The sequence below is a fragment of the Ruegeria sp. CH6 genome (assembly GCF_056537005.1).
This window is the reverse complement of the sequence record NZ_JBQFQS010000007.1, coordinates 66,186-79,054: the sequence shown is the minus strand read 5'-3', so window position 1 is coordinate 79,054 and position 12,869 is coordinate 66,186. Positions and strand designations below refer to the sequence as shown.

The following is a 12,869-nucleotide window of genomic DNA, read 5'->3' as shown; positions in this document are numbered from 1 at the left end:
TTATCTGTGACAGCGAAGGGCAGGTTCAACCCGAATGCGCGGCCAAATATCCTTCGAAGGTCACATTGTCGGCAACCTTGCGCGCTTCGGCCTCTTGTTCTGCCGAGCGGACGGTCCAGCACAGGATGGGCACACCTTGCGCCTTCAGTTCGGCAACGCGGGGCCGGTCCAGGTCATGCACTTCATGGCTGATGAAGCTTGCGCCAACACGGTCGAAATCTGGAATATCCCGCAGTTGGTCGCAGATATCCGCAGTCAGCAACCACTCCTTCGGGTCATAGGAACTGGTGACGATACCCCGGGGCACATGCGGTGCCAAACGCGCCAATTCAGCTACGCTGTTGGGATTGAATGACATCAACGCCAATGGGCCATCATAACCTTCAAGCGCACGGATCGCGTCCTGTTCCAACGGCCCGATGCCTTTGCCCATCGCCCCGTCCTGATCCTTGAATTCGATCAACAAGGGCACTTTGCCATCAATCAGTTCCAGCACGTCCTGCAACGACGGAATGCCTTCATCATCGGAATGCAGCAGCGTCACAGCCGCGGCCTCGTCCGACGAGATCTGCCGGATCGGTCCTGCTTTTCCGGTCAAACGGGTCATATCGTAATCGTGGAACACCATCGCTCGGCCATCAGAGGTGAGCTGCAGATCAATCTCGACCCCATACCCGGCATCCATCGCCGCTTGTACGGCTGCGAGGCTGTTCTCCGGGCGTTTGTCCGCTTTGTCATGCAACGCCCGATGCGCGATCGGGCGTTGCATGAATTCTTTTGGCAGGCTCGGCGTCATTGGACTTCGAAGATACCTTCGATCTCAACCGCAACACCCAGAGGTAGAGATGCTGCGCTGACGGCAGAGCGTGAATGGCGGCCTGCATCGCCCAGCGCCTCGACGAGGAAATCGGAGGCACCGTTGATCACCTGCGGCTGCGCCGTGAAGTCAGCGGTCGAGTTCACGAAACCGGTCAGCTTGATCACGCGCACCAGCTTTTCGATGTCACCGCCGCAAGCGGCCTTAACCTGAGCAAGCAGGTTGATCGCGCAGACTTTCGCCGCCGCTGCGCCCGCGTCGACATCCATGTCATCACCCAGTTTTCCGGTGATCAGATCGTCTGCCTTGGAAATCTGGCCAGATACGTAGACGATATTGCCCACACGAACAAAAGGCACATAGTTCGCTGCTGGCGCAGGTGCGTCCGGCAGGCTGACGCCGAGGCTTTCCAGTTTTGCTGCGATGCTCATTTGATGGTCCTCACCTTAAAATCGACTCGCGCGGACGCTAACCGGGAAGCCCGACTTGGGAAAGCCGGAAACGGCAATTTTACAAATGTACAAGATCTGGGCGTAACTTCTCTTATTCCGGAGTGTTGATCCTGTGTCACTTTACCTCGGTCGGGCATGCGGGTTAAACGCTAGTTGTTTCAATTAGTGTTTGAAACTTCTATGTGACAGCCACTTGAACCCTTGAAGTCCGACCGCAACAGTATTGATTGAAAGCCAGATCATTCACCTCTGGCACCTTGGAGTACAAATATCGTGTCGAGCAGACTCCGTTTGAAGCACCTTTTCATTCTGTCCGTTATGACGGTGCTGAGCGCCTGTGCATCGCAACCTGCGGATCAGGCAGCCCGCGGCGAAGTGTTTGACCCGTACGAAAATGCCAATCGCGGAATTCATAAGTTCAATCTGGGTGTCGACCGGTTCCTGTTCCGCCCTGCCTCGAAAGGCTATGTGAAGATCGTCCCCGACCCAATGGTGACAAGCTTCAACCATTTCGCTGAAAACATCTCGCTGCCCGGTCAGGCTGTGGATTACCTGCTGCAGGGCAATCCCAAGCAAATGGGTAATGCGCTGTTGCGGTTCGTCATCAACATGACTGTCGGTGGCATTGGCCTGTCTGATCCGGCCAGTGAGCTGAACCTGCCGCCCGTGGATACGGATTTCGGCGAAACCCTGCATGTCTGGGGTTTTGGCGAAGGTGCCTATGTTGAACTGCCGTTTTATGGCCCCTCAACTACCCGAGATGCCGTTGGAGTTGTGGTCAACCTGTTTTCGAATCCGATCAACTTTACCCCGACACGGCCAGCCGACAACCTGGGTGTTTATGCCGAAGTTGTCCGCCGAATGGGGGATCGTGGCCGATTCTCGGATACGGTGGACTCGATCCTGTATGAAAGCGCGGACAGCTATGCTCAGGCACGGACCATCTACCTGCAAAACCGTCGCTTTGAACTGGCAAGGGATGATGAGGACGCCTATCTGGGTCTGTATGATGACCCCTATGCCGAAACCGGGACCGACCCTGTCAGGGACCCCTACCTAGACCCCTACGAGGACCCCTATGCCGAGTAACCATTTGAACCGTCGTGGTTTTGTCGCCACTGGCTTTGCCGGTCTGGCGCTTACAGCCCTTCCCCTGCCCGCCTTTGCTCAGACCGAAGCTGAGGCCAAGGCGCTTGTCGTCAGCGTCGTTGATGACATCAATCGGGTAATTGCCTCGGGCAAATCCGAGAAGGCGATGATCCGAGATTTCGAAAAAATCTTCGTGCAATACGCCGATGTGCCGATCATGGCTCGCTATGTGCTGGGGGCTGATGCCCGTTCGGCCAGCCCGTCGCAGCTGAAGCAGTTCACCAATGCGTTTCAGGGTTATATCGCGAACAAATATGGCCGCCGGTTCCGCGAGTTCATCGGCGGTCAGGTCACTGTCCGAAATGCACGCAAGATCAAGGCGGGCTACGAGGTGCGTACCTCAGTCAAGCTTCAGGGCTCGTCCCCGTTTGAGGTGACCTTCCTTGTCTCGGACAAATCGGGGCGTGACAAATTCTTCAACATGTTCATCGAAGGCGTGAATATGCTGCTGACCGAGCGGACCGAGGTTGGCGCCATGCTGGATGCGCGCGGCGGCGATCTGAACCGTCTGATCAAAGATATGAAGAGGGCCAGCTGAACAAAGCTGCGTCTCTTGGAAACCGCCGCACGGTGATCCCGCGCGGCGGTTTCTTTATTTAGTTCAACCGTTCACCAGTTTCCTTGGCAAAGTACGAAACCTTGCTCATGTCAAAGGCGAGGTTCAGCATCTCACCAGCCTGTGCGCTGGTCTCGGCGTGCAGTCGTGCGGTGACCTGTTTTCCGCCAAGTTCAGAGACCACGTAAGTGTCTGCCCCGGCCGGTTCGACCATATCAACAAGGCACTCTGCCTCCTGCACCCCTGCACCTGCCCGGAAGCCTGCCTCGGCAATGTCTTCGGGGCGCAGGCCCAGAATGACATCCTGAGGCAGATTCAGATCGCGCGAATCCGTCAGAGTGATTGGTGATCCGGAATCGCGGGCGATTGAGATATGCGTACCGGTCCCATTCCGCTCGGTTCTGGCCGGAATCAGGTTCATCGCAGGTGAGCCCATGAAATCCGCCACGAACAGGTTGGCCGGGTTGTTATAGATCTCGGCCGGGCTGCCGATCTGCTGCACGATGCCGCCTTTTAGCACCACGATCTTAGTGGCCAGCGTCATCGCCTCGATCTGGTCGTGGGTCACGTAGACGATGGAGGCATCCAGCGTCTGGTGCAGTTTCTTGATTTCGGTCCGCATCTCGACCCGTAGTTTGGCGTCGAGGTTTGATAGCGGTTCATCAAACAGGAACAGCTTGGGATCGCGGACCAGCGCTCGGCCCATCGCCACACGCTGCCGCTGTCCACCAGACAATTGGCTTGGGCGCCGGTTCAGCAACTGCTCGATCTGCAGCAGGGATGAGACCTCTTTGAGCTTGGCCTCCTGCGTTGCTGCATCCACGCCGCGCACCTTCATGCCAAAGGTGATATTCTTGGCGACCGACATCGTCGGGTACAAAGCGTAAGACTGGAACACCATGGCGATGTCGCGGTCCTTGGGGCTGACATGGGTCATGTCCTTGCCGCCAATGGCCAGTGTCCCACCGGTGATCGGCTCAAGCCCTGCGATGCAGTTCAGTAGAGTGGATTTACCGCAACCCGAGGGGCCGACCAGCACCAGAAAATCGCCCGGTTCGATCGAGATGTTGATGTCCTTCAGAATCTCGGTCGCGCCGTAATTCTTATAGAGATTGTTGATATCGAGGATGGGAGCCATGGGTTATCCCTTCACGGAACCAGCGGTCAGACCGCGGATGAAATACTTACCGGCAACGACATAGACGAGCAGCGTCGGCAGCCCCGCGATTATCGCAGCGGCCATGTCGACGTTGTATTCTTTGACGCCGGTGGTGGAGTTTACGATGTTGTTGAGCGCAACGGTCACGGGCTGCGTACCCGCCTGACTGAAGGACACACCGAACAGGAAGTCATTCCAGATCTGTGTGAATTGCCAGATGACGGTCACCACGATGATGGGCAGCGACAGCGGCAGGAAGATCGACCAGAAAATCCGCAGGAACCCGGCCCCATCAACGCGAGCCGCCTTGGTTAACTCGGCCGGAATGGTGACGTAGTAGTTGCGGAAGAACAGCGTGGTGAAACCAAGACCATAGATCACGTGGACAAAGATCAGGCCCGGAATGGTCCCGGCAATCCCCATGATCCCCAGCAGACGCGCCATCGGCAGCAGAACAACCTGAAACGGGATGAAGCAGCCAAACAGCATCAGCGAGAAGATGATGTTCGCCCCTTTGAACCGCCACTGCGCCACGACATAGCCGTTCAGCGCACCCAGCAGGGTCGAGATCGCCACCGCAGGCACCGCGATCAGGACAGAATTCCAGAAATAGGGCCGCAGACCTTCGCACTGGATTCCGGTACAGGCCCCGGACCACGCGGTTTTCCAGGCGTCCAGGCTGACCTCGCGGGGCAGCGACATCAGGCTTCCGGTCCGGATCTCCTCAAGGCTTTTTAGTGAAGTGGTCAACATCACAAAAAGCGGCATGAGGTAATAGAGCGCAAAGAGGCCCAGAAGGACATAGAGCAGCCAGCGCAGGGCGATCTTGCCCGTGGCGCTTTGGGTGCGGGTTTGGGGCATCGACAGATCAGTCATTTTTCGCCCTCAGTTCTGAATAGAGATATGGAACCACGATGGCAAAGACGACCAGCATCATGATCATCGCGGACGAAGCTGCCTGACCGATATCGCCGCGCGAAAAGGCCATGGCGTACATGTAGGTTGCAGGCATGTCTGTGGCATAGCCCGGGCCGCCGCCGGTCAACGCGATGACCAGATCAAAGCTCTTGATTGCAAGGTGGGCCAGTACGATGAAGGCGGACAAGAAGATCGGGGCCATTGAGGGGATGATGATCGCCGTATAGATGCGCCATGTTGGAATACCATCAACCTGCGCGGCCTTGATGATTTCACCATCGACCGAGCGCAGCCCGGCAAGGAACAGCGCCATGACAAATCCCGAACTTTGCCAGATCGCAGCCAGAACAATGGTGTAGATGGCGTAGTCCGGGTTCACCAGCCAATCGAACTCGAAATTCGGAAATCCCCAGCCCTGCACCATCGCCTCGATACCCAGACCCGGGTTGAGGATCCATTTCCATGCGGTGCCGGTCACGATCATCGACAGCGCCATAGGGTACAGATAGATCGTGCGAATGGCCCCTTCGACGCGGATCTTCTGATCCAGCAGGATGGCCAGCAACAGGCCCAGCACCATCGCGATTACGATGAACAACGCGCCAAAGATATACAGGTTGTTGATCGCCGTATCCCAACGGGGCGAGTCAAACAGGCGTTCATACTGGATGAATCCTTTGATCTCGTATTTCGGCAGTAGTTTCGATCGGGTCAGCGACACCCACGCGGTCCATCCGATAAATCCGTAGACAAAGATCAATACGGCGATGAACGACGGTGCCAGCACCACCTTGGGCAGGTGGTTTTCCAGCCATTCGGACATTTTTTCCTCCGGGGAAAGATGCTCTGCCCCTCAGTATAGGGGGCAGAGCGTATTGGATCAGTAGCTGTTTGCCACTGCGTCCGCCAATTGCTGAACCGCGTCAGCCGAGGACATATCCGAGTTGAAATGCGCGGTCACAACGTCGGTGATCGCACCAGCCTGCGCACCGCGCAGAGCCATTCCATGCGCGTAGGACGGCAGCAGCGAACCGCCTGCCGAGGTCGAGCCCATGTCTTCGGCCGAGATTTGCGCGCAGATGTCGAACGCATCCAGTGCAACGTCGGTCCGGGCCGGGATCGAGCCTTTGTTCAGGTTGAACACTTCCTGGAAGTTCGGCGCAACGATCAGCTTGGCCAGCAGTTCCTGACCGGCGCGCTTGTCGTCACCTTCCACGTCGAACATGGCAAAGCTGTCGACGTTGTACAGATAACCGTCGCCGGGGGTCGAGGCGCACAGGAAGTCTTCGCCGGGCTTCTTGCCAGCCGCCAGGAATTCACCCTTGGCCCAGTCACCCATGATCTGGAAGGCTGCTTCGCCATTCATCACCATGGCAGTGGCCAGGTTCCAGTCACGGCCCGAGAAATTCTCGTCCACGTGACCACGCAGGGTGCGCATCTGGTCAAAAACCTGAACCATCGTGTCCGAAGTCAGGGTATCAGGGTCAAGGTCGACAAAAGCCTTCTGGTAGAACTCTGGTCCACCCAAACCCAGCGCAACCGCTTCGAACACGGTGGCGTCCTGCCACGCCTGACCGCCATGGGCCAACGGGATCACACCAGCGGCCTGCAGTTTTTCGGCTGCGGCATTGAACTCTTCCCAGGTGGTCGGCATTTCGATGCCGTTTGCAGCCAGCACGTCGGCGTTTGCCCAGATCCAGTCGATGCGGTGGACGTTCACAGGAGCGGCGCACCATGTGCCTTCGCACATCATGTGACCGGCGATCGATGCGGGCAATACATCTGCCCAACCTTCAGCCTCAGCCACATTCGAAATGTCAGCCAGAACGCCTTCTTCGTACCATTCCTGAATGGCAGGGCCTTTCAACTGAACCGCGGTTGGTGCGTTGCCGGCCAGAACGCGGGCACGCAGCGCGGTCATTGCCGCATCACCACCACCACCCGCAACGGGCATATCGGTCCAGGTTCCGCCATTCGAGGCAAACTCTTCCTGCAGAACGGCGACCGACTTGGCCTCGCCACCTGATGTCCACCAGTGCAGAACTTCGGCCTGCGGCTCGGCAATAACCGAGGTGCCTGCCACCACGGCCAGTGTCGAAACTGCAGACAGTGCAAAACGTTTCATTTGGTATCCTCCCAGAAACTTCAGTGCCGCCGATCCGGCAGCGATGCGCGATATTACGGGTTGTCGGATACGGTCTGGCAACGCGTAATCTGGGGCAAGACCCAAAGAAGGTGGAAATATTCACTCCTTTTGTTACAGCGTGTTACGTTGACCTTGAATCTGTTGCCGTTCGTTACAATTGACGGCAACGGTTGAGGGGGAACCGGGGAGGATAAGGTGACCATTCCGCGTCTATTGGTGGTGGATGACGACCCGGACATGCGGTCGATGATGACCCAGTTTTTTCAACAAAACGGTTTCATCGCGCTGCCTGCCGCGACTGAAAAAGATGTGCTGACCCATTTGCGCGCGGGCCGGATCGATCTGATCCTGCTGGACGTCATGCTGGGTGACGAAAACGGGGTCGAGATCTGCGCCCGCCTGCGCAACGAACAGGATGTGCCGATTATCTTCGTGTCAGCGCTGTCTGCAGATCATCAGCGTATGGCTGGCTACGAAGTGGGCGCTGACGACTATATTGCCAAACCCTTCAACCCCCAACTTTTGCTGGCACGGGTTCGAGCGGTGATGCAGCGCGCAAGACGGACACCGTCGCTGGCCTATCGTCGGCGCACCAAAACATTCCTCTTTGACGGCTGGGTTTTCGATGGCAAGCGGGATGAGGTACATTCACCTGATGGCTATCTCGTATCCCTGTCCCAGCGTGAGACCGCACTGCTCAAGGTGCTGCTGGCAAATCCCCATATCCCGCTGAAGCGCGATGAAATCGCGGCAGCACTCGACGTTACCGGTAGCGATGACAAACCCGAAGCTCAGGGTCGCGCGATCGACATGCTGGTGGGTCGTCTGCGATCCAAGATTGAAACCAACCCGAAGGAACCCAGAATGCTGCGCACCGAACGCGGTGTCGGTTACATCTTTTCCGCCGAGGTGACCGTGGAAGAAGATGCATGACCCTGCCACTGCGCCGCCTTGGCTGGATCTGGACACTGGCCGCCTTTGCTGCGGGCCTTTTGTCCGGAGGGCTTTGGTTTACCTCGGCGCAGTCCTGGGATCGGTATCTTACGCAGTCCTTTGTGGCCGGTTTTGCCGTGTACGAAGAATTGCGAACCGGAATGGCTTCGCCACAGGATGTTTCGATTGCGCCATTATCGCCGGACGCCGCAGCCTTGGCCGAAGACGGCAAATTTGAACAAATTCCGGGCTTTTCGGGCCGCCGTTTCGTAACCAACCTGTCGATACTGACGGACAGTTCTTCGCCGCTCAGCGGGCGTGAACTGACGCTGGCGGTGATGTCCGACCGGCTGGTCTATCCGGTTTCTGATATCGTTTCGGGCAGCGATCAGACTGGGCCGCAAAAGATGGGAAACCTGACCCGATTGCTGGCGACCTATTGCAGTGAACCGATCCTGATCGCCAGATTCGGGCGGGGTGACTGGCAGAGTGTTGATGGAACTGCCGTCTGGGGTTGCAAGGCGGCACCAACCGATCTGCGCCTGCCCGCTATTCTGATCGCTGTAATCGCGCTTGCTGTCATCCTGACGTCAGTGGGCAACGTGACCGACACCTTTGCCCGGTTCGCTCAGGCACTGCGGTATCGCAGACGCAGGGGTGGGCCGGACAGCTATGACGCGGACGGCCCCGAGGAGTTGCGCGAAATCGTTTCCGCCGTGAATGACCATCTAGACGATGAACGTGCCCAGCTTGAGAAACGAGCGATTGTCCTGTCGGGCGTCAGCCACGATCTCGGCACACCCGCCACCCGGGTACGTCTGCGCGCGGCGTTGATCCCGGATGATGAGTTGCGCGAAAAGCTTGAGGCCGATGTGGATCAGATGACCGGCATGATCGAAAGCGTCCTGACCTATACCCGGTCCGAACTTAGCGTCGAAGACCCACGCCAGATTTCATTGACCGCTTTGGTCGAATCTCTGGTCGCCGACTATCAGGATATGGACCTTCCGGTTTCGCTGAAACAAGTTGCCCCCGTGGTAGTTGAGGGTGCCCAATCAGTCTTTGCATCCCGGCGCGGGCAGGGATCGCTGCCTGAAACCCGGCGCATTCTGGTCATTGGCCGGCCGATTTCCCTCAAACGCGCACTCAGCAACCTTATCGACAATGCGTTGAAATATGGCCGCCATGCCGAAGTTGCATTGGAAACCGATGCGCAGACCGCGACAATCGTCGTCGAAGACAAGGGGACCGATCTGTCTGTCGAGGATGTCGAGGCCCTGATGGCGCCGTTCCAACGCGGCTCTAACACAGGCTCTTCGGATGGGTTTGGACTGGGCCTGACGATTGCTGCCACCGTAGCCGAACAACATGGCGGGACGCTCAGCTTTGAGGCAGGAGATCAGGGTCTACAGGCACGGCTTCGAATTACGCGCCAATAGATCGTCCCCTCAGCGCTATGGCACGTAGCTGCGCACCAGCGCTCCGGCGATCAGGGCCCAACCGTCAGCTATGACAAAGAAAGCCAGTTTGAACGGAAGAGACACCGTTGCAGGCGGCACCATCATCATGCCCATCGACATAAGCACCGCTGCAACCACGAGATCTATGATCAGAAACGGTAGAAAAATCAGGAAACCAATTTGAAAGGCGCGCGCAATCTCGGACAGCATAAAGGATGGCATCAGCACCGAAATTGGCGCTTCGGGTGACAGCTGCATCGCCTCACCACCCGGGCGCAGCGCTGCCATCGAATAAAAAGTGTCGGCATCCAATCGGGCGGCCATGAATTCACGAAACGGAACCAGCGCCCGTTCCAAAGCAGGCTCTACATCAAGCGATTCTTCGACCATTGGACGAATGCCCGTGTCCCAAGCTTCGGTAAAGACCGGCTCCATTATGAAATAGGTCAGGAACAAAGCGAGGCTGACAATCAGCATGTTAGGTGGTGATTGCTGCAGGCCAATACCCTGTCTCAGAATGGCGAGAACCGTGATAAGAAAAGGAAAGCAGGTGATCATGATTGCCAGACCCGGGGCCAGGCTGAGCACCGTGATCAGCAGGATCAGCTGTATTGTTCTGGCCGAGATAGAACCGCCATCACCCAAAGACAAAGACAGTTCTTGCGCGTTTGCAAAAGAAGGCATCAACAGTAGGCCTGCGAGACCCAGCCAGAACAATTGGCGCATCATCCAATACCGTTCTGCAGGTCAGATATCTCGGTTAAGCGTACGGCGAGCCGGCCTGACTGATCCCCCTCAAGCTCCTCCAACAAGCCGCGCGCGACCAGTTGATCGCCAACATATAGATCCACCGGATCTTCTATGCGTTTGTCCAGCGTGAGCACGGCATTCTCACCCATGTTCAGCAGATCGCGGATCAGAGGACGGGCACGGCCAACGGACACGGTGACTTCGATCGGCACAGCTTCGAACGGGTTCTTTTCAGTTTTTGGTGTCTGAGGATCACTCATTTGACAAAGCCTCTTTTGCTTCATGGAGATATGCATCGAATGCCTGCGCGATGGTGGACAGCAACGCGCTGTTATCGACCGCGCGCCGCGCCGTACCAACCTGCAGCCGCGCCTGCCCCGGCTGCAACGAAGGGTCTTCGATCACCTGTGGGGATGGAGAAAGCGCGTCGGGCACCAGGTTCTGCACCGCTTCTGATGAACCTTCAGGCACCACAAGCTGCATGGGTTGGCCAATCTGATCCTGTGTCATTTGGCATAACTGCTCGACGATCTGTGTTGCAAAGCTTCGATCGACCATTTCTGGCAAAATCATACTTATTAGACTCTGAAACATCGGCTCCAGAGACAACGCCATTCGTGTCATTGCCTCGTGATAGGTAAAGGATACATCCTCGAGTGATCTTGCCAGCTCATCCGTGAGGCGCCCGCTCTGCTGTTCCTGCGCCTTAACGGCGTCTTCCCATCCGGCTCCGTAACCATTTTCAAAAGCGGCCAGACGCTGTTCTTCTAGCGCGTCTTCATCCATCAGATGAACTGCCGCACCGTCGGACTGGGCCGTGAAATCTTCAAGGAGATGAGCGATGGACATCACACTTTCTCCTCGCTTTCCTCGAGCCAACTGCGCAGGATCTCAACCGTTTCTTCCTGCTTGTCACCGATCATCGCACGCAAGCGATCCACGGCATCCTCGCCTTTGGCTGACGGAAGTGCGGGTACGCTTGCCTCTGCCTGCGCCTGACCCGGCAACGGAGCGAATTCTGATGATTCATCTGCTGCAATCTCACCCGTCAGATAGGGCGCGGCCTCACCATCGGGTGCGCCGCCAGCAGATAGCAATGCAGGCACGACAGCTTGCTTGGATAGAATCGGACGGATCACAAACAGTGCCAGAACCAAGGTGACCAGCGCCAGAACCGCCATTTGAATCAAAGACATGACGTCGAGGTGAACTCGGCTCAACAGTGAAGACGATGCCAATGTGCCCTGTGGTTCAACCGCCGGAAGGTCGAGGGATTTGAGCGTAATCACATCGCCCCTTTCGGCATCGAAACCAACGGCAGAGGCGACGAGTTCACCCAAGGCATCCAGTTCGACCTGAGGCATAGGAACGAATGTCTCAACACCTGCGGCATCAATGGTTCGTTCCCCATTGACCAATACCGCTACGGTCAACCTCTTGATCGCACCCGGGGCACGATGCACTTCGAGCTCGGTTTCGGAGATTTCATAATTCACCCGTTCACGCGTTTGGGTGGCGTTCGAATTCGATTCATCCCCTCCGGCTCCATCGCCATCCGGCAAATTCGACGCAACGGTGACATCAGAGGATTGGTTGCGAGCGCTGTCCGACCTTTCCTCAACATCTGTACTGATCGCTACTCGACCTTTTGGATCAATGCGTCGTTCGCGAATGGATTCGGTTTCGGTCACAGTATCTACACTGACTTCGACAACCGCATTCCCGGCGCCAACACGCGCTTCGACTAGGCGCATCACCCTTTCTCGCAGCTGGCGCGCCTTGTCATCGGCAGTATCGGCGGCAACTGCGGTCTCCTGAGGTCCGATCACTGTGCCATTCGAGTCGATCACCGAGACGTTTTCCGGGGCCAAACCGCTAACTGCCGAAGAAACCAGAAACCGGATTGCCTTGGCCTGATCTCCTGTGATCTGGCCACCTGAAGGCACTAAATATACCGACGCCGTTGGTGATACGCTGCGCTGAAACGGATTGGCTGATCCGTTTGCAATGTGAACGCGCGCCTGGCTGACATAGGAACTGCCCACGATGGTGCGCGCCAGCTCGCCTTCCTTTGCGCGCCAGTAGGCAGCGTCGAACATCTGCGACGTGGTGCCAAATCCGCTGAGGGAATCGAGCAGTTCGTAGCCTCGATTTCCGTTGGCGGGCAGGCCCTCGCTCGCCAGCGTCATACGCAACTCATCACGCTGCGCCCCGGGCACATAGATTGAGCCGCCTCTGATTTCGTAAGTAACCCCGCGCTGATCAAGCGCACGTACGATATCGCCGGCGGCGCCGCTTTCGAGCCCGGCGTATAGCAGTGTCATCGACGGCGCGGTCACCAGACGCGACATGCCGAGGATACCAAGAAACACCAGCGCTACGGCGCCAGCGACGATAATTTGTTTGCGCCTGTCCAAACTTGCCCAGACAGTTCCGATCTGCTGCACGCTCACCTCCGACTCGCCGACATTCTGTGCGGCTCTGCCTCTGTTTGGACGATTGCCCTTAACAATCGGTTAGTCCCTGCGG

The 12,869-nt window shown here is 57.2% G+C and carries 14 protein-coding genes; 4 read left to right on the top strand and 10 right to left on the bottom strand.

The window, feature by feature from the left end:
* Positions 1-25 precede the first annotated feature (25 nt).
* Both ACR0CW_RS15135 and ACR0CW_RS15130 read right to left on the bottom strand, forming a co-directional pair.
* The gene (locus ACR0CW_RS15135) at positions 26-796 is read right to left on the bottom strand and encodes a glycerophosphodiester phosphodiesterase family protein (protein ID WP_480788433.1); all 771 of its coding nucleotides are present in this window, start codon (positions 794-796) and stop codon (positions 26-28) included.
* The gene (locus ACR0CW_RS15130; RefSeq protein ID WP_170336338.1) at positions 793-1,248 is read right to left on the bottom strand and encodes a RidA family protein; all 456 of its coding nucleotides are present in this window, start codon (positions 1,246-1,248) and stop codon (positions 793-795) included. The genes ACR0CW_RS15135 and ACR0CW_RS15130 overlap by 4 nt, the downstream gene beginning before the upstream one ends.
* A gap of 339 nt (positions 1,249-1,587) precedes the next feature.
* Here ACR0CW_RS15130 and ACR0CW_RS15125 point away from each other — a divergent pair, with 339 nt between their 5' ends.
* Together ACR0CW_RS15125 and ACR0CW_RS15120 are read left to right on the top strand one after the other, a co-directional pair.
* Positions 1,588-2,358 (top strand): MlaA family lipoprotein, encoded by a 771-nt coding sequence (locus tag ACR0CW_RS15125; RefSeq protein ID WP_155146569.1) that lies wholly within the window; start codon positions 1,588-1,590, stop codon positions 2,356-2,358.
* The gene (locus ACR0CW_RS15120; protein ID WP_480788432.1) at positions 2,348-2,956 is read left to right on the top strand and encodes an MlaC/ttg2D family ABC transporter substrate-binding protein; all 609 of its coding nucleotides are present in this window, start codon (positions 2,348-2,350) and stop codon (positions 2,954-2,956) included. Before ACR0CW_RS15125 ends, ACR0CW_RS15120 begins: the two co-directional genes overlap by 11 nt.
* A gap of 58 nt (positions 2,957-3,014) precedes the next feature.
* Here the strand turns inward: ACR0CW_RS15120 and ACR0CW_RS15115 are convergent, their stop codons facing one another.
* The 4 genes from ACR0CW_RS15115 to ACR0CW_RS15100 are packed head-to-tail and all read right to left on the bottom strand — an operon-like array spanning position 3,015 to position 7,176.
* A complete protein-coding gene (locus tag ACR0CW_RS15115; protein WP_155146456.1) occupies positions 3,015-4,112 on the bottom strand; it encodes an ABC transporter ATP-binding protein in 1,098 nt (365 codons plus the stop codon).
* Positions 4,113-4,115: 3 nt separating this feature from the next.
* Complete coding sequence (locus ACR0CW_RS15110; RefSeq protein WP_480788431.1) at positions 4,116-5,009, bottom strand: carbohydrate ABC transporter permease; 894 nt, start codon at positions 5,007-5,009, stop codon at positions 4,116-4,118.
* Entirely contained in the window at positions 5,002-5,874 is an 873-nt protein-coding gene (locus tag ACR0CW_RS15105; RefSeq protein ID WP_170336332.1) for a carbohydrate ABC transporter permease, read from the bottom strand. The genes ACR0CW_RS15110 and ACR0CW_RS15105 overlap by 8 nt, the downstream gene beginning before the upstream one ends.
* Positions 5,875-5,931: 57 nt before the next feature.
* Positions 5,932-7,176 (bottom strand): ABC transporter substrate-binding protein, encoded by a 1,245-nt coding sequence (locus ACR0CW_RS15100; protein WP_480788430.1) that lies wholly within the window; start codon positions 7,174-7,176, stop codon positions 5,932-5,934.
* 216 nt (positions 7,177-7,392) lie between these two features.
* Between ACR0CW_RS15100 and ACR0CW_RS15095 the strand changes: the two genes are divergently transcribed.
* Both ACR0CW_RS15095 and ACR0CW_RS15090 read left to right on the top strand, forming a co-directional pair.
* Positions 7,393-8,130: a response regulator transcription factor gene (locus ACR0CW_RS15095; protein ID WP_480788429.1), complete on the top strand. Its 738-nt coding sequence runs from the start codon at positions 7,393-7,395 to the stop codon at positions 8,128-8,130.
* Complete coding sequence (locus ACR0CW_RS15090) at positions 8,127-9,569, top strand: sensor histidine kinase (protein ID WP_480788428.1); 1,443 nt, start codon at positions 8,127-8,129, stop codon at positions 9,567-9,569. The genes ACR0CW_RS15095 and ACR0CW_RS15090 overlap by 4 nt, the downstream gene beginning before the upstream one ends.
* A gap of 15 nt (positions 9,570-9,584) precedes the next feature.
* Here the strand turns inward: ACR0CW_RS15090 and fliP are convergent, their stop codons facing one another.
* Genes fliP through fliF form a run of 4 tightly spaced genes read right to left on the bottom strand, consistent with a single transcriptional unit; the run spans position 9,585 to position 12,787 of the window.
* Positions 9,585-10,316, bottom strand: coding sequence for a flagellar type III secretion system pore protein FliP (fliP, locus tag ACR0CW_RS15085; RefSeq protein ID WP_480788427.1), 732 nt, complete (start codon positions 10,314-10,316; stop codon positions 9,585-9,587).
* Complete coding sequence (locus ACR0CW_RS15080) at positions 10,316-10,600, bottom strand: FliM/FliN family flagellar motor switch protein (protein WP_155146467.1); 285 nt, start codon at positions 10,598-10,600, stop codon at positions 10,316-10,318. Before ACR0CW_RS15080 ends, fliP begins: the two co-directional genes overlap by 1 nt.
* Positions 10,593-11,189, bottom strand: coding sequence for an ABC transporter ATP-binding protein (locus tag ACR0CW_RS15075; RefSeq protein ID WP_480788426.1), 597 nt, complete (start codon positions 11,187-11,189; stop codon positions 10,593-10,595). The genes ACR0CW_RS15080 and ACR0CW_RS15075 overlap by 8 nt, the downstream gene beginning before the upstream one ends.
* Positions 11,189-12,787: a flagellar basal-body MS-ring/collar protein FliF gene (fliF, locus tag ACR0CW_RS15070; protein ID WP_480788425.1), complete on the bottom strand. Its 1,599-nt coding sequence runs from the start codon at positions 12,785-12,787 to the stop codon at positions 11,189-11,191. Before fliF ends, ACR0CW_RS15075 begins: the two co-directional genes overlap by 1 nt.
* Positions 12,788-12,869 lie beyond the last annotated feature (82 nt).